Annotated in this window: 23 protein-coding genes; 20 read left to right on the top strand and 3 right to left on the bottom strand. The window is 56.1% G+C overall.

Features of this window, described 5'->3' with window-relative positions; translation table 11 throughout:
• The first annotated feature begins 43 nt into the window (after window positions 1-43).
• From BMX22_RS10375 to spoVM, 16 genes are all read left to right on the top strand, one after another.
• Window positions 44-298 carry a TIGR03905 family TSCPD domain-containing protein gene (locus BMX22_RS10375; protein WP_074742381.1) on the top strand — a complete coding sequence of 85 codons (255 nt, stop codon included), beginning with the start codon at window positions 44-46 and terminating at the stop codon, window positions 296-298.
• A gap of 258 nt (window positions 299-556) precedes the next feature.
• Window positions 557-1,471: a YicC/YloC family endoribonuclease gene (locus tag BMX22_RS10370; RefSeq protein WP_177173018.1), complete on the top strand. Its 915-nt coding sequence runs from the start codon at window positions 557-559 to the stop codon at window positions 1,469-1,471.
• 3 nt (window positions 1,472-1,474) lie between these two features.
• The gene (locus BMX22_RS16485; protein ID WP_177173012.1) at window positions 1,475-1,732 is read left to right on the top strand and encodes a DUF370 domain-containing protein; all 258 of its coding nucleotides are present in this window, start codon (window positions 1,475-1,477) and stop codon (window positions 1,730-1,732) included.
• The gene (gmk, locus tag BMX22_RS10365) at window positions 1,722-2,330 is read left to right on the top strand and encodes a guanylate kinase (protein WP_074742380.1); all 609 of its coding nucleotides are present in this window, start codon (window positions 1,722-1,724) and stop codon (window positions 2,328-2,330) included. The genes BMX22_RS16485 and gmk overlap by 11 nt, the downstream gene beginning before the upstream one ends.
• The gene (rpoZ, locus tag BMX22_RS10360; protein WP_031560790.1) at window positions 2,323-2,523 is read left to right on the top strand and encodes a DNA-directed RNA polymerase subunit omega; all 201 of its coding nucleotides are present in this window, start codon (window positions 2,323-2,325) and stop codon (window positions 2,521-2,523) included. Before gmk ends, rpoZ begins: the two co-directional genes overlap by 8 nt.
• Complete coding sequence (priA, locus tag BMX22_RS10355; protein ID WP_074742379.1) at window positions 2,523-4,967, top strand: replication restart helicase PriA; 2,445 nt, start codon at window positions 2,523-2,525, stop codon at window positions 4,965-4,967. Before rpoZ ends, priA begins: the two co-directional genes overlap by 1 nt.
• Before the next feature lie 17 nt (window positions 4,968-4,984).
• The gene (gene def, locus BMX22_RS10350; RefSeq protein ID WP_074742378.1) at window positions 4,985-5,446 is read left to right on the top strand and encodes a peptide deformylase; all 462 of its coding nucleotides are present in this window, start codon (window positions 4,985-4,987) and stop codon (window positions 5,444-5,446) included.
• 1 nt (window position 5,447) lies between these two features.
• Complete coding sequence (gene fmt, locus BMX22_RS10345; RefSeq protein ID WP_177173011.1) at window positions 5,448-6,377, top strand: methionyl-tRNA formyltransferase; 930 nt, start codon at window positions 5,448-5,450, stop codon at window positions 6,375-6,377.
• A gap of 13 nt (window positions 6,378-6,390) precedes the next feature.
• The gene (locus BMX22_RS10340) at window positions 6,391-7,095 is read left to right on the top strand and encodes a zinc metallopeptidase (RefSeq protein WP_074742377.1); all 705 of its coding nucleotides are present in this window, start codon (window positions 6,391-6,393) and stop codon (window positions 7,093-7,095) included.
• Window positions 7,092-8,381, top strand: coding sequence for a 16S rRNA (cytosine(967)-C(5))-methyltransferase RsmB (gene rsmB, locus BMX22_RS10335; RefSeq protein ID WP_074742376.1), 1,290 nt, complete (start codon window positions 7,092-7,094; stop codon window positions 8,379-8,381). Before BMX22_RS10340 ends, rsmB begins: the two co-directional genes overlap by 4 nt.
• 35 nt (window positions 8,382-8,416) lie before the next feature.
• Window positions 8,417-9,475: a 23S rRNA (adenine(2503)-C(2))-methyltransferase RlmN gene (rlmN, locus tag BMX22_RS10330; RefSeq protein WP_074742375.1), complete on the top strand. Its 1,059-nt coding sequence runs from the start codon at window positions 8,417-8,419 to the stop codon at window positions 9,473-9,475.
• A complete protein-coding gene (locus BMX22_RS10325; RefSeq protein WP_074742374.1) occupies window positions 9,472-10,197 on the top strand; it encodes a Stp1/IreP family PP2C-type Ser/Thr phosphatase in 726 nt (241 codons plus the stop codon). The genes rlmN and BMX22_RS10325 overlap by 4 nt, the downstream gene beginning before the upstream one ends.
• Window positions 10,198-10,264: 67 nt before the next feature.
• The gene (pknB, locus tag BMX22_RS15875; RefSeq protein WP_081349170.1) at window positions 10,265-12,727 is read left to right on the top strand and encodes a Stk1 family PASTA domain-containing Ser/Thr kinase; all 2,463 of its coding nucleotides are present in this window, start codon (window positions 10,265-10,267) and stop codon (window positions 12,725-12,727) included.
• Window positions 12,721-13,599, top strand: coding sequence for a ribosome small subunit-dependent GTPase A (rsgA, locus tag BMX22_RS10295; protein ID WP_074742373.1), 879 nt, complete (start codon window positions 12,721-12,723; stop codon window positions 13,597-13,599). Before pknB ends, rsgA begins: the two co-directional genes overlap by 7 nt.
• Window positions 13,596-14,213 (top strand): thiamine diphosphokinase, encoded by a 618-nt coding sequence (locus BMX22_RS10290; RefSeq protein ID WP_074742372.1) that lies wholly within the window; start codon window positions 13,596-13,598, stop codon window positions 14,211-14,213. The genes rsgA and BMX22_RS10290 overlap by 4 nt, the downstream gene beginning before the upstream one ends.
• Window positions 14,214-14,267: 54 nt before the next feature.
• On the top strand, window positions 14,268-14,351 hold the full coding sequence (gene spoVM / locus BMX22_RS17055) for a stage V sporulation protein SpoVM (protein WP_413777961.1): 84 nt from the start codon (window positions 14,268-14,270) through the stop codon (window positions 14,349-14,351).
• A 178-nt stretch (window positions 14,352-14,529) separates the two neighbouring features.
• On the opposite strand, the gene BMX22_RS10285 is transcribed toward spoVM, so the two are convergent.
• A complete protein-coding gene (locus BMX22_RS10285; RefSeq protein WP_074742371.1) occupies window positions 14,530-15,159 on the bottom strand; it encodes a manganese efflux pump in 630 nt (209 codons plus the stop codon).
• 78 nt (window positions 15,160-15,237) lie between these two features.
• Window positions 15,238-15,744 carry a VanZ family protein gene (locus BMX22_RS10280; RefSeq protein WP_074742370.1) on the bottom strand — a complete coding sequence of 169 codons (507 nt, stop codon included), beginning with the start codon at window positions 15,742-15,744 and terminating at the stop codon, window positions 15,238-15,240.
• Between the two features lie 228 nt (window positions 15,745-15,972).
• Here BMX22_RS10280 and BMX22_RS10275 point away from each other — a divergent pair, with 228 nt between their 5' ends.
• From BMX22_RS10275 to xylB, 4 genes are all read left to right on the top strand, one after another.
• Entirely contained in the window at window positions 15,973-17,205 is a 1,233-nt protein-coding gene (locus tag BMX22_RS10275; RefSeq protein WP_074742369.1) for a hypothetical protein, read from the top strand.
• A gap of 329 nt (window positions 17,206-17,534) precedes the next feature.
• On the top strand, window positions 17,535-18,857 hold the full coding sequence (gene xylA, locus BMX22_RS10270; RefSeq protein WP_074742368.1) for a xylose isomerase: 1,323 nt from the start codon (window positions 17,535-17,537) through the stop codon (window positions 18,855-18,857).
• A 180-nt stretch (window positions 18,858-19,037) separates the two neighbouring features.
• Window positions 19,038-19,265, top strand: coding sequence for a hypothetical protein (locus BMX22_RS10265; RefSeq protein WP_074742367.1), 228 nt, complete (start codon window positions 19,038-19,040; stop codon window positions 19,263-19,265).
• A gap of 22 nt (window positions 19,266-19,287) precedes the next feature.
• The gene (xylB, locus tag BMX22_RS10260) at window positions 19,288-20,811 is read left to right on the top strand and encodes a xylulokinase (protein WP_074742366.1); all 1,524 of its coding nucleotides are present in this window, start codon (window positions 19,288-19,290) and stop codon (window positions 20,809-20,811) included.
• 156 nt (window positions 20,812-20,967) lie between these two features.
• On the opposite strand, the gene BMX22_RS10255 is transcribed toward xylB, so the two are convergent.
• Entirely contained in the window at window positions 20,968-21,732 is a 765-nt protein-coding gene (locus BMX22_RS10255; RefSeq protein WP_074742365.1) for a M23 family metallopeptidase, read from the bottom strand.
• Between the last annotated feature and the right edge of the window lie 66 nt (window positions 21,733-21,798).

Genomic DNA, 21,798 nt, shown 5'->3' with positions numbered 1-21,798 from the left:
GATGTTACGGCATCGGGGATAACTATAGAAACAGGTGAAAAAAATGAGATACACATACAAGCCGAAAATGGTCTGCGCTCAGCAGATAAGTTTTGATATCGAGGGAAATGTCATCACGGATGTCTCATTCCTCGGAGGCTGCAACGGCAACCTCAAAGCCGTATCCAAGCTTGTAGACGGCATGACCGTTGAGGAGATAGAGGCGAAGCTCAAGGGCAATACCTGCGGCGCCCGCCCGACCTCCTGTGCCGACCAGTTATGTCTTGCTATCCGCGAGGCATACGAAAAGACAAAATAAGACAGCCGATTGTGGGGCTGATGCCCACATCAGCCCACAAATATATGGTAAAAACATTTTTGACAGACTGAGACCGTGCCGACAGGCGCGGTTTTCTTTTGGCAGAGAAAAACGGAAATATCTTCCCGCGCCTATTGCAATTTTAATGATAATATGGTACAATAATATAATAGCATAGGTATGCCCATATCATAGCATAAACATAGCTGTCGGAGGCATATTATGCACGAAAAAACCGAAAAGGTGGCGAAATATACAGTGATAAGAAGCATGACAGGCTACGGCAGAGCGCAGAAGATACTCAGCGGCAGAGATATCCTCGTCGAGATACGCTCGGTAAACCACAGATACTACGAATACTCCTCACGTATCCCGCGCACGTACAACTACATCGACGAGAAGCTGAAAGCGATGCTGAAGAGCGGCATCTCGCGCGGCAAGGTCGAGGTCAACGTCACGATAAACAACATCGAGGGCAGGGACACGGTCGTTGCTCTTAACAAGGGGCTTGCCGAGGAGTACCTCCGCGTGCTGAAAGAATTCGGCGAGGAGATAAACGACAAGTACGTTGACTGCGACGAGATAGAGGACTACGTCGAGGACGACCTCACCCTTTCGAAGCTCATCAAGCTGCCGGATATATTCACGATACAGAAGGCACCCGACGACGAAGAGCAGGTATGGAACGACGTATCCGAAGTAGCAGCCGAGGCGCTCGCCAAGTTCGTGGCAATGCGCGAGACCGAGGGCGAAAAGCTCCGCGCGGACGTGCTCGACAAGGCAGAGGGCATACTCGGCATGGTAGCGAAGGTCGAGGAGCAGTCGCCGAAGACCGTTGAAAACTACCGCAGCAAGCTTTACCAGAAGCTGACCGAGATACTCGAAAGCAAAGACATCGACCAGCAGCGCATACTCACAGAGGCAGCTATATTCGCAGAGAAGGTCGCAGTCGACGAGGAGACTGTGCGTCTGCGCAGCCATATCTCACAGCTTAAAGATATGCTCGCCTCGGAGGAGGCAGTCGGACGCAAGCTCGACTTCATCGTACAGGAGATGAACCGCGAGGTCAACACTATCGGCTCGAAGGCGCAGGACCTTAACATCACGAAGGTCGTTGTCGACATGAAGGCAGAGATAGAGAAGATACGCGAGCAGATACAGAACATCGAGTGAGCCATGAGACTGATAAACATAGGCTACGGGAATATGATATCCGCAGCAAGGATAGTAACGATAGTGAGTCCCGATTCCGCCCCGATAAAGCGCCTGATACAGGAGGCTAAGGACGACGGCAGAGCTATCGACGCAACATACGGCCGCAAGACGCGAGCGGTGATAGTGATGGACAGCGGACACATGATACTGTCCTCGCTGATAACCGAGACGCTTGCGGCGAGAATAAACGGGACAGGTGATACAGAAAATGAAGAATAAAGGCAGACTTATCGTTTTCTCGGCGCCTTCGGGCTGCGGAAAGGGAACGATGCTCGCAGAGATACTGAAGGACGAGAGCTTCCGCTGCTCGGTGTCGGCGACGACCCGCAAGCCGCGCGAGGGCGAGGTCGACGGCGTGAACTACCACTTCATCTCGAATGAAGAGTTCGAGAAGAGGGCAGCAAACGGCGAGTTTCTCGAACACGCAGGCTACTGCGACCACTATTACGGGACGCTGAGGTCCGAGGTCGACCCATACCTTGAAAAGGGCATCAACGTCATACTCGAGATAGAGGTGCAGGGAGCAATGAACATCCGCAAGGCGCGTCCCGATGCGCTGCTCGTGTTCATCGCGCCGCCGTCGGTGCAGGAGCTCAGCCGCCGCCTCCATAAGCGCGGCACCGAGACCGAGGAGGTCATCGCCAAGCGCGTAGCCGCCGCCCACGAGGAGCTGACATACGCTCCGAAATACGATTACATTATAGTCAACGACGCTCTTGAGGACGCAGTGAGCGACTTCTTCGCGGTGATACGCGCAGAACAGCTTAAAACGGAATTTCAGAGCGAATTTATAGATGAGGTGTTAAAAAATGCTTAGACCCGCAGTAAACCAGATAATATCAAAGAACGAGAGCTGCTACTCGCTTGTTATCGCAGTAGCAAAGCGTGCAAGAGAGATATCCGAGGAGCTCTACGAAAACGGTGAAACTCTCGAAGAGAAGCCCGTAAAGACTGCCGTTGAGGAGCTTGCGAGCGGCAAGTGCAAGATAGTCAGCACAGACGAGGAATAATGCCCCTTATCGCAGAGACAGCAGTCAGCGGTACGGCGTACTCGTTCGATATGCTGTTCAGCTACGCGGTGCCCGCGCATATGAAGCTGCAAGAGGGCTGCCGCGTGCTTGTGCCGTTCGGCAGGAGCAACAAGCGCAGGATAGGCGTAGTCATGCGGCTGAGCGAGGGTGAGGGCTCTGCCTTGAAACCGATAGTCGCTCAGGTAGATGACGAGCCCGTCATATCGGGCGAGCTGATGAAGCTTGCGGAGGTCCTTCGCGAGCAGACCTTCTGCACCTATTTTGACGCGGTGAGGACGATGCTCCCGCCCGCAATGGGCGTCAAGGCGAAGGAGACCTTCCGCCTTGTGCGGGACTTCACCGATGTCGGTTCGCTCAGTCCCGAGGCTGACGCGCTGCTCGAAACGCTTCGCAGCGCAAACGGCGACAGAGAGCTGACAGAGCTGCTCGACAGCTATATCACCGACAACGGCAGACGTCTGCCCGACGAGCTGCTCGACGCGGGTGCTCTTGAATCAAACAATGCTTTTCGTCAGAATGTGGGGGACGCTTCCGTGAAAATGGTGCGCCTCTCGGACGAATACCTTGCCGACCCGACGCGCTTCGACCTCACGCCGAAGCAGAAGAAGGCGGCGGAATTCCTCACAGAGTACGGCGCGGCTTCCGTTAGGGAAGTCGCGTATATGTGCGGCTTCACGGACGCGGTCATCAAGCGGCTCGCGGCATCGGGAGCGGCAGAGGAATACGATATGGAGGTCCTCCGCGGCGTGGAGGACGGCTCCGACGAGCACATCGACCCGCGTGACGTCGTGCTTTCGGAAGAACAGCAGACAGCGCACGACGAAGTGCTCGCACAGGTAAATGAACACAAGCCCGCAGTCTTTCTGCTCCACGGCGTCACGGGGAGCGGAAAGACCTCGGTTTTTGAGAAGCTGATATACGACACGACCTTGCTTGGGCGACAGGTGCTCATGCTGATACCCGAGATAGGTCTGACCCCGCAGGTGCTGAGGCGGTTCCGCTCGCTGTTCGGAGAGAGGGTCGCCGTCATCCACAGCGGACTGTCGCTCGGTCAGCGTCTCGACGAATACAAGCGGATAAAGCGCGGCGAGGCGGACATCGTAGTCGGCACACGAAGCGCAGTTTTTGCACCGCTCGACAACATCGGGCTCATCATCATCGACGAGGAGGGCGAGCGCTCGTACAAATCCGACAGCTCTCCGCGCTATCTTGCGCATGATGTCGCAAAGCGCAGGTGCGTGTACCACAGCGCGGTGCTGCTGCTTGCGTCGGCGACCCCGAGCATCGAGAGCTACTACCTCGCAGAGCGCGGCGTGTACCGTCTGCTCGAGCTGAAAAAGCGCTACAGCAGCAACCCGCTGCCCGAGGTGAGCATAGTTGATATGAACGGTGAGCGCGAGGCGGGAAACGCGTCGGAATTCAGCCGACAGCTCGTCAGCGAGGTCAACGAGAATCTCAGGCGCGGCGAGCAGAGCATACTGCTTCTGAACAGGCGCGGCTACCACACGATAACGAGCTGTGTGGACTGTTTCCAGCCGATATACTGCCCGAACTGCTCGGTGCCGCTGACCTACCACAAGAAGAACGGGAAGCTGATGTGCCACTACTGCGGCTACGCGGGCGACGAGCCGAAGACGTGCCCCGTGTGCGGCTCGGAGCGTCTGAAACGCATGGGCTTCGGCACACAGAAGCTCGAGGAGGAGCTGAATGAGCTCTTCCCGACGGCGCGTATCCTGCGAATGGACGCAGACACGACGTTTTCGCGCTACTCATACGAGAAGGGCTTCAACGCCTTCCGCGACGGCGAGTACGACATAATGATAGGCACGCAGATGATAGGCAAGGGTCTGGACTTCCCGAACGTCACGCTCGTGGGAGTCATGTCCGTGGACAAAGCTCTGTACAACGGCGATTTCCGCAGTTACGAGCGCACATTCTCGCTCATAGCGCAGGTCGTTGGCAGAGGCGGGCGCGGCGAGCGCTCGGGCAGGGCGATATTGCAGACCTTCATGCCCGACCACTACGTGATGAACCTCGCGGCGGAGCAGGACTACAAGGGCTTCTACACGGAGGAGATAGCGATACGCAGAGCGATGGTATTTCCGCCGATATGCGATATGTACATCTTCTGCTTTGCGGGAGCGACCGAGCCCGCCACGAAAAAGGGCGCGGACGCGGTGCTGGAGCTTATGAACGTCAGGCTCCGCGAATTACAGCCGAAAACGCCTGTCCGCGTGCTCGGACCCGTAAAGGCATCATACGGACGTCTCGGCGGCAAGTACCGCTACAGGATAATAATGAAAAGCAGGAACACGGCGGAGATACGCGGCTTCATCAGCAGCATACTGACAGAGGGGGCGCGGCTCCCCGAAATGCGGAATATAGGACTTTACGCCGATATGAACGGCGATGTCGGAGTATAAGGAAAGGAAGGATAAATATGGCACTAAGAAATATACTGACAGACAAGGACGAGGCTCTCCACAAGGTTTGCAGACCTGTTGAGAAGTTCGACGAAAGGCTCGCGGTACTTCTCGACGATATGCACGAGACTCTCGACAAGGCACAGGGACTCGGTCTCGCGGGACCGCAGGTCGGCATATGCAGACGCATCTTCATCATGCACCTCGAGGAGGGCAGCTTTGAATGCATAAATCCCGAGGTATCACAGAGGGAGGGCAGCCAGCGCGTGCAGGAGGGCTGTCTTTCATGCCCGAATGTGTGGGGCTATGTGACCCGTCCCAAGAGCGTTCACCTGAAAGCACAGGACAGGAACGGCAACTGGTTCGAGCGCGACTTCACCGACCTCGGAGCGCAGTGTGTCTGCCACGAGAATGACCACCTCGACGGTCACGTATTCACCGAAATAGTGGAAGAATTTTTTGTTCCCGAGGAGGAATAATATGAAGGTAGTATTCATGGGAACTCCCGATTTTGCGGTACCGTGCCTGCGCGCGCTCGCGGAGGGCGGCTGCGAAGTCGCGGCGGTGTTCACACAGCCCGACAAGCCGAAGGGCAGGGGCTACAAGATGATCCCCACGCCCGTGAAGCTGGCAGCGGAGGAGTACGGCATCCCCGTATACCAGCCGCTCTCGCTCAGGAAGGGCGAAGACGCCGAGGAGAGTATGCGTATTTTGAACGATATTGCTCCCGAGCTGATAGTGGTCACGGCATACGGACAGATACTGCCGAAGGAGATACTTGAGCTCCCGAAGCACGGCTGCGTGAACATACACGCTTCGCTGCTCCCGCGCTACAGAGGAGCCGCGCCGATAAACTGGGTGCTGCTCAACGGCGAGACCGAGACGGGCGTGACCTCCATGCAGATGAGCGAGGGACTTGACACTGGCGATATGCTCATCAGGAGAAGCACGAAGATCGGCGAAAACGAGACATATGAGGAGCTTTACGCACGCCTGTCCGCAATGGGCGGAGAGGTGCTCATGGATACGATAAAAGCGATAGAGAGCGGCACTCTCAGCCCCGAGAAGCAGGACGACGCACAGACCTGCTACTCACCGATGATACGCAAGGAGATGAGTGCGCTCGACTTCACAAAGACGGCAGCCGAGGTACACAACACGATCAGAGGCGTGACGGGCTTTGCGATGCTTGAGGGCAAGAGGATAAAGGTCTACCGCTCAAAGATTTCGGACAATATTGCTCCAAATGCGGCGGACGGCGAGATAGTGGATACCGCAAGCTTCACCGTGAAGTGCGGCGACGGCAGATGCGTGACCTTTCTCGAAGTCCAGCCCGAGGGCAAGAAGCGCATGAAGACGGAGGATTTCCTCCGCGGAAAGAAGCTGACAAAGGGCGAAGTCCTCGCCTGACGGAGGTACAGACATGAACTACGGATACAATTTCGGCGCGATATCGCCTTATATCTATGACCTTCTGCTGCTTGTCGGAATGCTGGTGCTGCCGCTCATCGCGCAGCTCGGAGTGAGCATGACGTTCAGCAAATACAGCAGGAAGCGAAGCTCCCGCGGGCTCACAGCCGAGCAGGTCGCGAGGCGTATCCTCGACCTCAACGGGCTGCACAGCGTGAGGGTAGAGCGCGTGAGCGGCAAGCTCACCGACCACTACGACCCGCGCGACGACGTCGTTTGCCTCTCGGAGAGCGTATACGGGAGCACATCCGTGGCGTCCATAGGCATCGCAGCCCACGAGTGCGGACACGCCTGCCAGCACGCCGAGGCATACAAGCCGATAGTGCTCAAGAACAAGCTTGTGCCCGCGGCGAGCATATGCTCACACCTGTGGTTCTACGTGTTTTTGGCGGGCTGTTTTTTCACATTCCTTCCGTTCCTGAGATATGTAGGGATACTGATGTTCTGCGGCGTAGTGCTGTTCCAGCTGATAACGCTCCCGACCGAGCTCAACGCCAGCAGCCGCGCGATGAAGACGCTGCGCGACGACAGCATACTTGAAACGTCGGAGCTCAGCCCCGCGCGCAAGGTGCTGACAGCCGCCGCCATGACCTATATTGCGGGACTTGCGTCGTCGATGATGCAGCTCCTGCGCCTGCTGATGAGGACAAGACGATGAACGACCCGAGATATCTGACAGTTAAGCTGCTGAGCAAGACGTTCCGCAGCGGCAGCTACTCGAATATACAGCTCAGCGCAGGGCTCGACGCCTCCGACCTCGACGAGCGAGGGAAGAAGCTTTGCTCTGCGCTGTATTACGGAGTCATCGAGCGGAGGATAACGCTCGACCACATTATTTCGGGACTGTCTTCGCGCCCGATAAGCAAGCTTGACGACGAAATTGTAAATATATTGCGGTGCGGGATATACCAGATAATGTACATGGACAGCATCCCCGACAACGCCGCAGTGAACGAGTCGGTGAACCTTGCCAAGCAGTTCGGCAAGACGAGTGCAGCGGGCATGGTGAACGCGATACTGCGCAGTTTCATACGCAGCGGCAAGCAGCTCACCCTGCCCGAGTACGCGATAAAGCGCACATCTATCGAATACTCGGCGCCCGAGGAGCTCGTCCGCGAGCTGATGAAGAACGACGCGCTCGAGGTGCTGACCAGCAAGCACAGGGACGGCGCCTGTGTCCGCAGGAACCCGTTGAAATGCACGGAGGAGGAGTTTAAAAGCTCGCTTTCCGCAGCACTCGGCGAGGCGAATATCCGCAGGATGGAGGCACTTCCCGACTGCTGGACGATAGCGGGCGACCTTATACATACGACAGCCTTCGAGCAGGGCTGGTTCCACGTGCAGAGCGCGGCATCGCAGTACATCTGCGCGGCGCTTGCTCCTACCGAAAATGACCGTGTCCTCGACATCTGCGCCGCTCCTGGAGGCAAGACCTTCACCATGGCGGAGATGATGAACGGTCGGGGAGAGGTATACGCCTTCGACCTTCACGAGAAGCGCGCGAAGCTGATACGCGACGGAGCGGCTCGGCTCGGACTTGCCAATATACGGGCGTCCGCGGGCGACGCAAGGAAGTTTGACCCGAGCCTGCCGCAGTTCACGAAGATACTCTGCGACGTGCCGTGCTCGGGGCTCGCGGTAATCAGTGTCAAGCCCGAGATAAAGTACAAGAAGTTGTCGGAATTCGACGGCTTGCCTGAAATTCAGTACAATATTGCTCACAACGCCCTGAACTATCTTGCGGTGGGCGGAGAGCTGGTCTACTCGACCTGCACGATACGCCGCGAGGAGAACGAAAAGGTCTGCGCGCGGCTGCTCCACGCTCACCCCGAGCTCGAGCCCGTGGAGCTGCCCGATACAGGTCTTGCTCCCGACCGCAGGACAGAGCCGCCCTACCGCTCGGTGAACGGCTTTTTCGTAGCGAAATTCAGGCGCAGGGTGTGAGTTTGGACCGATACCGAAGAAAGGAGGTGCGGTGATTGGAAAAAACGGATATAATGAGCCTTGACCTGCCCGAGCTGGAAGCGCGGCTTGAAGCGGCGGGAGAGAAAAAATTCCGCGCAAAACAGATATACAAGTGGCTTCATGTTAAAAGAATTTTCGATTTTGACAAAATGACTGACCTATCTGTCCAATTACGCGAGCACCTCAAAGATAATTTTTGTGTAAATGGACTATTTGTGCAGAAAAAGCTTGAATCTTCTATAGATAATACTGTAAAATATCTGTATAGGCTTTCTGACGGGAACTATGTTGAGACGGTGCTCATGGAATACAGCTACGGTCACAGCATATGCGTGTCAACACAAGTGGGCTGCAAAATGGGCTGCCGATTCTGTGCCTCGGCGATAGCGGGCTTCGTGCGGAGCCTCGAACCGTCGGAGATACTGATGCAGATATACGAGACCGAGAGAAACTCGGGCGTAAAGGTGTCGGGCGTCGTGCTCATGGGCATAGGCGAGCCGCTCGACAACTTCGATAACGTCGTGAAGTTCCTGCGGATACTCTCGGACAGCAGCGGCAATAATTTCAGTCTGCGCCACGTATCACTGTCGACCTGCGGCATCGTCCCGAGGATATACGACCTCGCTGAGCTGAAACTCCAGCTCACGCTGTGCATATCGCTGCACGCGTCGGACAATGAAGCAAGAAGTGAAATAATGCCGGTCAACAGGGCATATAATATACAGGAGCTCCTCGGAGCCTGCCGCCATTACATCGACAGGACAGGGCGGCGGATAACCTTCGAGTACGCAGTCATCAGCGGGGTGAACTCCTCGGATAAGGACGCGGACAGGCTCTCCGACCTGCTGAGGGGCATCAACTGCCATGTGAACCTTATCCCCGTGAATAAGGTCAGAGAGAGAGATTACCATACCGCCTCGAGCGCAGTAGCGGACTTCGCAAAGCGCCTCGGCAAGCGCGGTATCAACGCTACCGTGAGACGAACTCTCGGGAGCGATATAGAGGCGGCGTGCGGACAGCTCAGGCGTGACGCCGCAAAGAGAGAAACAGAGAACGGAGGTGCGGATGCGTGAGATTCAAATACGGTTCGGACATAGGTCTGAGGCGTGAGGAAAATCAGGATGCGGTAAGATGCGAATACTTCGGACACAACGTCCTCGCTGTCGTATGCGACGGCATGGGCGGTGAGCGTGCGGGCAGAGAAGCCAGCCAGATAGCGATAGGCGAGTTCTACCAGCGCTTCTCCGACGGCTACAGTGAGAGCCTCGACACCGACGGTATCCGCAAACTGATGATATCAGCGGTATCTGCGGCAAACTCCGTGATATACACCAAGGCAAGGCTCGATTTCAAGAACTTCGGCATGGGCACGACCTGCGTAGCGGCATTCGTGACGGCTGACAAAGCATTCATCGCCAATGTGGGCGACAGTCGGGCATACCTTGTCACCGATACAGGTATCCATCGGATAACCACCGACCACAACGTCCCCGCACTGCTGTTCGAGCAGGGCAAGATAACCGAGGAAGAGATAGTCGGCCACCCGCAGAGACATATGCTCGTGCGCGCGGTGGGCGTGGAAAAGACAGTCCTCACCGATACCTTCATACTCGACTACGAGGACAAGATACACCTTCTGCTGTGCTCCGACGGCTTGTCGGGCTACTGCACGGACGAGGAGATATACAGCGTCATCAGCGGGCATGAGCTCGACGATATGACGGACGAGCTCATCAAGCTCGCAAACGGCAAGGGCGGGCGCGACAACGTGACCGTAGCAGTCGTATGGGACTGAGTTCCCCGCAAAAAACGTTTATGATTAATGCCAAATAGAACAACAGATCTGAAGGAAGGATAAGACCATGGATAAGTACATTGGCAAAAAGCTTGAAGGCAGATATGAGATAACCGAGCTCATAGGCGTCGGCGGAATGGCTGAGGTCTACAAGGGCATAGACGTTATCGACAACAAGGCTGTCGCTATCAAGATCCTCAAGAAGGAGTATGCCGAGAACGAGGAGTTCCTCAGGCGCTTCAGGAACGAATCCAAGGCTGTAGCAGTCCTCTCGCACCCGAATATCGTGAAGATATACGATATGGGCTTCTCGGACAAGCTCCAGTACATCGTCATGGAGTACATCGACGGCATCACCCTGAAGGAGTACATCGAGGAGGAGAAGATACTCACGTGGAAGGATACGGTCCACTTCGTGATACAGATACTCCGCGCACTCCAGCACGCCCACGACAAGGGCATAGTCCACCGCGACATCAAGCCGCAGAACATAATGATGTTCAGCGACGGCACTATCAAGGTCATGGACTTCGGCATCGCCAAATTCTCGCGTGAGGAGGGCAAGACAGCTACCGATCAGGCTATCGGAAGCGTCCACTATATCAGTCCCGAGCAGGCGAGCGGCGGCGTGACCGACGCCAAGAGCGACATTTACTCCGTAGGCGCGATGATGTACGAGATGCTGACGGGCAGAAAGCCGTTTGACAGCGACAACCCCGTAGCTATTGCAGTTATGCATATGCACGATATCCCCGAGCGTCCGAGGGCTATCAATCCCGATATCCCCGACGGACTTGAGGAGATAGTCCTCAAGGCAATGGAAAAGGCACCCGAGGACAGATACCAGTCCACAGCGGATATGATAGCGGATATAGAGAAGTTCAAGGCAGACCCGTCGACCACCTTCGGCTACTACGTCGAGGAGGGCGAGGATGACAACGAGAACACCCGCTTCTTCAATACACAGGCAGTTTCGCGCGACAGTATGGCTCAGGGCGGCGTACAGCCCCAGCAGGAGCAGCCTCAGCCGCAGGCTCAGCAGCCCGTATACGCGGGAGCACCCGCAGGCGCAGCAGCTCCCTACGGCGGCCAGCAGGCATATCCTCCCCAGCAGCAGCCCTACGGCGGCGTATACAACCCCGACGACTTCTACGAGGACGAGGAGGAAGAGGAGGAAGAGCGTTCATCGCTCATAATCCCCGTGCTCACGGCAGTAGTCGTAGTTGTCATCATCGTGGGAGTGATCATCATATCCCTGCTCTTCACGGATATGCTGAAGGATACATCACAGAAGAACGACTGGAAGATGCCCTCCGTTATCGGCATGGACTTCAACGACGCTGTTGCCAAGTACGGCAACAACATCCAGTTCAAGGAAGACGGACAGGTCTACAACGAAGCAGAGCCTGGCGTCATAGTCGAGCAGGACCCCTCCGAGGGCGTTGAGTTCAAGAAGGGCGCTGTCCTCAAGGTAAAGGTCAGCAAGGGAATGGAGACCGTCGAGATACCGAGCGTTGTGGAAATGAACGTCGAGCTCGCAAAGGATATGCTCACGCAGAAGGGACTCAAATGCGAGGTACGCAACTCCTCAAGCACGAAAGTGAGAAAGGGCTATGTCATCAAGACCGAGCCCGCGGCAGGCGAGACAGCCCACAAGGACTCCACAGTCATCCTCTACGTCAGCATGGGCGAAGAGGCAGGACAGGTACAGGTAGACGACTGGGTAGGCAAGACCATCGACGACGCGAAGATGCTCGCCGAGTATGCGGGACTCAAAGTAGTTACCAAGCCCGTAGCCTCCTATGAGAAGGAGAACACGGTAGTAAAGCAGAGCATAAAGAAGGGCGAGAAGGTCGAGACGGGAACGGAGATAATCTTCGAGTTCTCAGACGGCACGAACCCCGACGGCGTTATCCCGTTCAGTGTTGAATTCCCGTCAGACGCTGACGGACACTTCCAGATAAGCTTTATGATAGTAAATGATGACGGAAGCCGTGACAGTCAGGATACACGTTCCTTCTACGTCCCCGAGGAATCAGGCATCTCTTGGGACGTCAAGGGCTCGGGCGAGGACGCAACAGTAAACGTTCTGCTTCTCAATCTCAGCAACAACAAGCGTGCCTCCATCGGTACGTACACCTTTAATTTCGCAGACAGCACTATCACGACCAAGTCGGGCGGAGACGTAGACGCGGCTCTTAGACAGGTAGACGGCTATCGTCAGGAAGAGACAACACAGCCCGAGCAGCCCGATACAGTTACCGTGCCGGGTCTCATAGGTCTCGATTACGACTCAGCAAAGGCGCAGTACGCCGATTACTTCAATATCGTGTCCAACGGCACTCAGCCCTCAGCTGATTATCCTATTCCGAATACGATAATCGGGCAGAACGTATACGGAACAGAGCTTGAGAAAGGTTCGACAATATACGTAACTCTCAGCTCAGGACCCGCACAGGGCGGCGGCGAACAGGGCGGCGAGCAAGGCGGCGAACAAGGCGGCGAGCAAGGCGGCGAGAATCAGTGGTAAGCGCTGAGACAAGCGGAATAATAATAAAATGCTTAGGGGGACTCTACACAGTAGAGTCCCCCAATGGTATATTAGAGTGCAAGGCGAGGGGAGTATTCCGCGCAAGAGGGATAAGTCCCGCGGTCGGCGACAGCGTGACAGTCAGCGGCGGCGTTATCACGGAGATAGGCGAACGCAGGAACTACCTCATCAGACCCCCCCTTGCCAATCTTGACCAGATACTATTCGTGGTGTCGACGGTAAGTCCCGCCCCGAATTTTCTTATCCTCGACAAATTCATAGCAATCGCGGAGTACAAGGGGATAGAGCCCGTGGTTGTCATCACCAAGACCGACCTCGGCGACGGCAGTGCAGTCCGCGAGGTGTACGACGCTATCGGCATCAGGACGGCAGAGGTGGACTACACCGACGAGGAGTCCGTACAGCGAGTGCGCGAGCTCCTGAGCGGGAAGATAAGCGCGTTTACGGGCAACTCGGGCGCGGGCAAGTCCACGCTTCTGAATGCGGTAGACCCGACCCTCAACATCGCGACGGGCGAGATAAGCAAAAAGCTCGGGCGCGGCAGGCACACCACCCGTCACGCCGAGCTGTACAAGCTCACAGGAGGCGGCTACATCGCCGATACACCTGGCTTTTCCACATTTGAGACCAACCGCTACGACATCATCCGCAAGGAGGAGCTCGCGGGCTGTTTCCGCGAATTCACCAAATTTACGGGCAGCTGCCGCTTCCGTGACTGCTCGCACATCTGTGAGAAGGGCTGTGCGGTAGTGGAGGCGGTCGCGGAGGGAAAGATACCGAAGATACGCCACGAGAGCTACTGCACGATGTACGAGGAGGCAAAACAGCTGAAGGAGTGGGAGCTGAAATGAAGATATGCCACATATTTGCGGGCGGCGAGCTCGGCGATATCGCCGACTTCCGCACCACGCCCCTCCGCGGCATGGTGATATGCGCCGACAGCGGCTACAGGCACGCGCAGGAGCTTAAAATAAAGCCCGACGTGATAGTCGGCGACTTTGATTCCTACGGCGGGGAGCTCCCGAAGGACTGCGAGATAATACGGACAGTCCCCGAGAAGGACGACACGGACACGCTCATGGCTGTGAAAATAGCGATAGAGCGCGGATATGAGCATATATACCTCTACGGAGCACTTGGCGGAGCGCGTTTCGACCACGCCTTCGCGAATATCCAGACGATGCTCTATGCCCGCGGGCACGGCGCAGAGCTGGAGCTCATCGGGAATGAGCACGTGTACCTGCAAGGCGCAGGGGAGCGTGAATACCCGCAAACAGGCAGCTATTTTTCGGTGTTTGCGCTCACGGAGACGGTCAGGATAAAGGAGCTGAGCGGAGTGAAGTACCCGCTCAGGGACTACGAGATGAAGCAGTCATTCCCCGTCGGCGTAAGCAACGAGATAACCGACGGAGCAGCATTCCTCGCGATAGAGAGCGGGCTTGCGCTTGTGATACAGACAAAGTAACGAAAACTTCCGCTGTGAATATAATAGAGTATATCACAGAAGGAGGGATACATAGTGAAGATAGTGGTCATAAAGAGCCCGCGCTTCCTGTCGGGCATACTGCGAACCATATTCGGCATCAAAAAGGACGAGGAGTAACGGCATACAGATAAAGGAGCCTATAGAAAAGGCTCCTTTATCGGGCTTCGTTCTTTCAAATCAGGCATTTGCCCCATAGGGTGCTTCCGAGGGTGAGAATTACCGTTTTCCCTGCTCGCGGAGCACCCCATGGGGCAAATTTTTCAGAAATGCACGCAGGTGGGGAGACTCCCCCACGTCAATAAAATGTTACGACCGCCTCTGTGACGGCGAAAGCTATCAGCAATACGCCGCCGAGCCAAGAGAGCTCGCGGTCGGAAGCGGAAAACCTTCTGCCTGTGATACTGCCGAAAGCGACGGCAGCAAAGCCCGCGAAGAAAGCGAATGCGGCAGTCCTGAGCGGCGAGATATCGCAGAATCCGCAGCTCAGCCCCGTAGCGGCGGAATCGAGCGAGCTTGCGAGCGCGAGAGCGGCAGCCTCCGACGGCGAGAGCGACTTCGAGCCATCGGTGTCGGCGGCGGTGTCGTCGAGGTACAGCTTTATGACGAGCCCGCTGCTTCCCGTTCTCAGCGAGAGCCCGCCCCTTTCCGAGAGCCGCCTGACGAGTAAGCGCATGAGGCTCTTGAAGACGGTGATAACACCGATAGAAGTAAGCACGATGAGCCCGAGTGTCCGACAGAGCTCGGCGGGAATGAAGCAGCCCGCGATATCGGAGAGCACGAGCGCGGCACCGAGCACAGCAGCCCCCGTAAGGTTTATCACAGCCGCAGACGCGAGCGGTATTCTTATGCCGCTGTTGCAGTAAGCGGCGGCGACGAGGTAAGTGTCGAAGCTGACGATGAATGCGAGAATGACCTCCTGAAGCAAGTCATCACCTCCCGATACATAATATGCAGTCGGAGGAGGCAGTGACAATAAAGCGGGCAGACTCGGAAATTTAATTTTTTATCGGAGCTCGGCAGTTCTCCGCCTTTTCAGCCGCATTATGATGAACATAACAGCCATTGAAACGAGCAATCCCGTGAGCGCGCCGCACGAATCAATGAGTACATCACGGAGCTCGCACGAGCGCCCCGCAACGAAGTGCTGATGCAGCTCATCCGAGCAGGCATAGAGAATGCATATCGCCCATGAAAGAGCGCTCCCGAGGGAGAGAAGCCTGCGTTTGCCGACGGCGCAGGAAGTGCAGAAGCCGAGCGAGGCATAGGCGCTGAAGTGAGCGCACTTTCGGATGATGAAGCTGACGAGCCCGTGCATCTCGTCCTGCCTCTCGGGAGGGAGTTCGGCGAACCCTTTTACGAAATGTCGGAGGACGAAGTCGGTGAAGAAGCCGCTTGTCTCGGAGGACTCATCGGCATTCTCGCACGAGAGGCAGAATATCGCAGCCATAACGGCGGCAGCCAGCAGGCTGAAAATGATTCTTGAGGGGGTAAAAAAGCGATTCTTTTCCATAGTATATCCTTTCGGCAGCACCGCACAAAGCTGCAATGTATTGCCTTTTTTGCTGTACTATTGTAGCATAAAAAAGCAAAAAAAGCAACCGTATCCCCGCACGGGACGTCGGAAAGCCCGAAATGCGGGAGATTTGGAAGTTTTATCCCTCTATGTCTTGCAATTTGAAATCATATGTGATATAATAACTCTATATGGACAATTTCAGAATCTCAATCGGAGGTCAAAATGAAAGCATTTTTTGATAACGTCTGGACCAAGCGGGCAGTCTCGGTCATAGCGGCGCTTTACACGGTATGCGTCTGCTACCTGTGCTACTACTCGATATTCTACAACATACACGTTGAACAGCGCGGCTCGCTGTGCCTGATAGTGTCGGCAGTATCGGTGATAGCGCTGGTGCTGATGCTCTACACCCGCAAGCAGATAGTCACGCGGATATGCAGCTTTATAATACTGCCGGCGATGCTGCCCGTGGTGCTGATGTACTTCGACCACAAGGAGATACTCATCCCCGTCATCGCAGTGGGAGTCATAATCCTGCTTCTCTCGGGAGCGGGCGAGGGCGCGAAGACGGCGATAGGCACGGTGGTGCTCCTCCTCTACATTTTCGGAGCGCTCGGCTATTTTCTATTCACCTCATTCTTTGTTACGGCAGCAAAGCAGGAGACCTACAAGAGCGGCGAGTCGCCCTCGGGGATGTACCGATACAGGATAGTCAATACAGAGGACAGCTCCAACGGCAGCACAGCCGTATATATCGAGCCCAACTACGCCGATGTCAAGTACCGCTTCGTGACCTTCACGCTGAAAAACATGGAGCGCGTGGTATACATGGAGCGTCCCAAATGCGAGAATATAGACATATCGTGGACGACCCAGACGCGCCAGCAGATAACGAGCGAGCTCAACTCCATATCCGATAATATCTCGGTACACGTAACGCGTGCGGAGATGGCAGCGCTCGGCTACAGATACGACACCACCCTTGAGATAAGCGACGTCAACATCTACGAGCTCCTTGAGATAGGCAAGACCGCAAAGGACGTAGACGCGATAAAGCTCGACGACCTCACCGAAGAGCAGCTCGCACATTTCGGCATAGGCAAGGACAGCTCGGGCAGATACTCCGTGCTCAACCCCACGGACGAGATACTTCTCGACGCGGGCAAGAACAGGGGCGAGAAGGTCTATTTCAGCGACCTCAGCGCCGAGGGCTTCGAGCTGTTCAACAATATCAACACTGACGTATGGGGCAATCCCCTGTGGACAGTCTCCTCCGACAACAGTGTAAAGCTGAAAGACCTAAGTGACTCACAGCTTGCCCAGCTCGGCGTATCCGAGTCGGGCGACGTGCTCACCTTCAACGGCAAGGTCTGCTTCCGCTATTACGTAGCGGAGCTCGAGGACTACTACGACACCGAGTCGCGTTCTCTCTCGCTGGACCTTCTCAACACCTAAGGCAACACCGCACAAAGCCCGCCAGAAGGCTTTGTACTGTATATGCTTGCATATTTTCCGTCATCTTGCACAGAAATTCCTTGACATACGTCAGTATGCCTGCGAAATTTCTATACAATCTGACGAAAAATCTGTCGGCGCATCTCCAGCACAAGCTTTGTGCGGTATTGCCCTAAAGAAACAAAAAGCCATTTGTAGGGGGCGATGCCTACATCGCCCGTAATTATGCAGACGTAGATAACGGAACGATGTATGCGTCGCCCCGTTTTATACCGTCGCGGATGGGCAGAGGGCAACGGCAGCTGCAAGGCAGAAAAGGAGTGTAAAAAATGGGCGAATTCTTCAAAGGCATAGGCAAGATAGGATATGAGGGCAGGGACTCCGCGAACCCCCTCGCTTTCAAGTATTACGACCCCGACGAGGTCATCGGCGGCAAGACCATGCGCGAGCAGCTCCGCTTCGCGCTCTCGTGGTGGCACACCATGGGCGGCGACGGCACGGATATGTTCGGCGTAGGCACAGCGGACAAGACATGGGGCGAATCCGACCCTGCTGCAAGAGCGAAGGCGAAGGTCGATGCGGCATTCGAGATAATGGACAAACTCTCGATAGACTTCTTCTGCTTCCACGACCGCGACCTCTCGCCCGAGTACGGCTCGCTTGCCGAGACGAACGCAAAGCTTGACGAGATAACGGACTACATCAAGGCAAAGCAGGCAGAGACGGGCATCAAGTGTCTGTGGGGCACAGCCAAGTGCTTCGACCACCCGAGGTATATGCACGGCGCGGGAACGTCCCCCTCCGCGGATGTATTCGCATACGCCGCCGCACAGATAAAGAAGGCTATCGAAGCGACGGTAAAGCTCGGCGGAAACGGCTATGTATTCTGGGGCGGACGCGAGGGCTATGAGACCCTGCTGAACACGAACATGGGTCTGGAGCTCGACAACATGGCACGACTTATGCGTATGGCGGTCGAGTACGGACGCTCTATCGGCTTCAAGGGCGATTTCTACATCGAGCCCAAGCCGAAGGAGCCCACAAAGCACCAGTACGACTTCGACACAGCGACGGTGCTGGGCTTCCTGCGCAAGTACGGGCTTGACAAGGACTTCAGGATGAACATCGAGGCAAACCACGCCACTCTTGCTCAGCACACCTTCCAGCACGAGCTCCGCGTGGCACGTGATAACGGCTTTTTCGGCTCGATAGACGCAAATCAGGGAGACCCTCTCCTCGGCTGGGACACCGACCAGTTCCCGACGAACGTATACGACGCGGCACTGTGTATGTATGAGGTGCTGAAGGCAGGCGGCTTCACTAACGGCGGACTCAACTTTGACTCCAAGGCACGCCGCGGCTCGTTCACACCCGAGGACATCTTCCACAGCTACATCGCGGGCATGGACACCTTTGCCCTCGGACTTCGCATAGCACAGAAGATGATAGACGACGGCCGCATCGACAGATTTGTAGCCGACCGCTATTCATCGTGGAATACAGGCATAGGCAAGGACATCATCGACGGAAAGGTCGGCTTTGCGGAGCTTGAGAAGTACGCACTTGAAAAGGGCGAGGTGACCGATTCGCTCGGCAGCGGCAGACAGGAAATGCTCGAATCCATCATGAACAATATCATGTTCAGCATGTAAGCGCTGACATATCACACACATACCATATCTGAAAGCGACGTTCGGACTCTGCCTTCGGGCGGAGCTTCGGACGTTTTTCAGTAATTCATCTGTCGGAGGTATCACGATGTCACCAAAGAGAAAGCCCAAGCTCAGACCTAAAAAAAGATAAAAGCTCCGCCTGCGCCTGCGTGGGAGAGTGTGAAAACGCTGGATGAACTCGAAAAGCACTGGAAACACAAAGTCTATCCGCACGGGAGCATTCTGATAGGCTATCACCGCGACCATGAAGGCACGATGATATGGAAGGACGGCAGCAAGTTCTTTTACGGCTACGGAGAAAGAGGGCAGGTAACGGTGCAGCAGACCTTCAGCAGCGAGCAGGACGTTGTCAGATATGCGTTAAAGCGACATTCAAAAAACGAATGAAAAATATATGGAGGTGCAGGCGATGTCATATGTAATAGGTGTGGACTGCGGTACGAGCGGTGCCAAGACAGTCCTGTTTGACGAGGCGGGAGCGGTGATAGCCTCCGCGACGATAGAATACCCGATGTATCAGCCGAAAAACGGCTATGCCGAGCAGGAGCCCTCGGACTGGGCAAACGCGATGAAAGACACGATAAAGGCGGTAATGGCGAAGAGCGGCGTGAGCAGGCACGACGTCAGGGGCATCGGTATTTCGGGACAAATGCACGGACTTGTAATGCTCGACCGCGACAACAGCGTCCTCCGCCGCAGCATAATCTGGTGCGACCAGCGCACTTCAGCGGAGGTTGACGAGATGAACCGCACGGTCGGACGCGGCAGGCTCGTGGAGATAACGGCAAATCCCGCACTGACGGGCTGGACGGCGGCGAAGATACTGTGGGTGAAGAACAACGAACCCGAGATATACAGCCGCGTGGCGCACATACTTCTCCCGAAGGACTATCTCCGCTTGATACTCACGGGCGAGTACGCAACGGAGGTCAGCGACGCGTCGGGAATGCAGCTTCTCGACGTCCCGAAGAGGCAGTGGTCGGACGAGCTGCTCAGCGCGTTTGAGATAGACCGCAGCTGGCTCGGACAGGTGTACGAATCCTGCGAAGTCACAGGCACGCTGACGAAGGCGATGGCTGACGAGCTCGGCTTATGCGAGGGCACGGTCGTAGTCGGCGGCGCGGGCGACAACGCGGCTGCCGCGGTCGGCACGGGAGTCGTTGAGGACGGCAAAGCGTTCACAACGATAGGCACATCGGGAGTAGTATTCGCGCACACCTCCGAGATATCCATAGACAAGCAGGGCAGGGTACACACCTGCTGCGCGGCGGTACCGAACGCGTGGCACGTAATGGGCGTAACGCAGGGCGCAGGCTTGTCGCTGAAGTGGTTCCGCGACAACTTCTGCATGGCTGAGAAAGAGACCGCGCGGCTCATGGGCGAGGACGAGTATCACCTCATGGACAAGGCAGCGGAGAGCGTGCCGATAGGAGCGAACAGGCTGCTCTATCTGCCGTATCTCATGGGCGAGCGCACGCCTCACCTCGACCCCGATGCGAGGGGCGTTTTCTTCGGACTTTCGGCGATACACACGCGCAGGGATATGCTTCGGGCGGTAATGGAGGGCGTGAGCTATTCGCTCCGTGACTGCGTGGAGGTCTTCCGCGAGATGAACGTGAGCGTCAGTGACATGACGGCTTGCGGAGGCGGAGGCACATCGCCGCTGTGGCGTTCGATGCTTGCGGACCTGTACAACTGCGAGGTCAAGACGTCTGCCTCCAAGGAGGGACCCGCCCTCGGAGCGGCTATCCTCGCGAGCGTGGGAGCGGGACTTTACAGCAGCGTGCAGGAGGCGTGCGGAGCGATAGTGCGCACGGACAAAGTGCAGTCCCCGAACGCAGCGAACGTAGCGGAATACGAGAGATATTATCAGCTTTACCGCGAGATATACCCCGCACTGAAGGATAGCTTTGGAAAGCTTGCAAAACTGTAAAGGCAATACCGTACAAAGCCTTCAGGCGGGCTTTGTGCGGTGTTGCCTAAAAGATAAACGGACGCGATCGCGTCCGTTTTTGCTTTTGGATACAGAATTTGAAATAATGTAGGGGGGCGGATATCATCCGCCCGCAAATCTCCCGTCCCGAAACACTCACGTCAATTCGCTCATGGGGTCGATATAGGAGCCGTTGTGGAGCATTTCCAGGTGCAGGTGAGGGGTAAGAGCGCTCTCGATGTCGGCGGTATTGCCGAGGGTACCGATGAGGTCGCCGCCCGAGAGCTTATCGCCCTTCTGGACGCTCAGTGCCTGCGAGAGCCCGCAGTACCGCGTAACATAGCCGTTCATATGGTCGACAGTGACAGTCACGCCCCAGACGGGGTCATTTTTGACATCCGTGACCTCACCGCCCGCGACGGCGTAGACCTCCGCGCCCACGTCTGCGGCGAAGTCGGTGCCGTTGTGTGTCTGCCACGAGCCCGTAGTCTCATTGCGAACGAGTTCGCTCCCCGAGAACGGAGTTATCATAAAGCTGATGTCGTCGAGCGGGGGCTTAACGTCGGAAAGCTTTGCCGCAGCCGCGGGGACTTCCTCGACGGGCTCGCCTGCGTCAATTGCAGCCGCAGGCAGAGTAGCCGCGGGAGCGGTCGTGACGGTCACAGTTGTGAACGAAGCGGCAGTACGTACGGGAGCGGCAGTTCTCGCGGCGGCGGTAGTCTTTGGCACATTGTAAGCGCGCTTGTTGACGGGAGCCTCGGGCTCCGAGACGCTGTTTTTAGCGGTGAGACCGTTCGAGAGCTTTTTGCTCTGTCCGTATGCGAACCAGCAGGCAGAGCCGATCATGACGGCACTGATACCGAGAGCGGCATAGAAGCCTTTTGAACCTTGTTTGTTATCGGAAAACAGATTTTTCTTCACGTATAACACCTCCGCAAGTATTATTGACCGATAATCCGCGAATATACCTGAAATGTTATGTTATGG

It is taken from the genome of Ruminococcus sp. YRD2003 (assembly GCA_900109435.1).
Taxonomy (GTDB): Bacteria; Bacillota; Clostridia; order Oscillospirales; family Ruminococcaceae; genus Ruminococcus; species Ruminococcus flavefaciens_G.
This window is presented reverse-complemented; position numbering and strand designations above follow the sequence as displayed.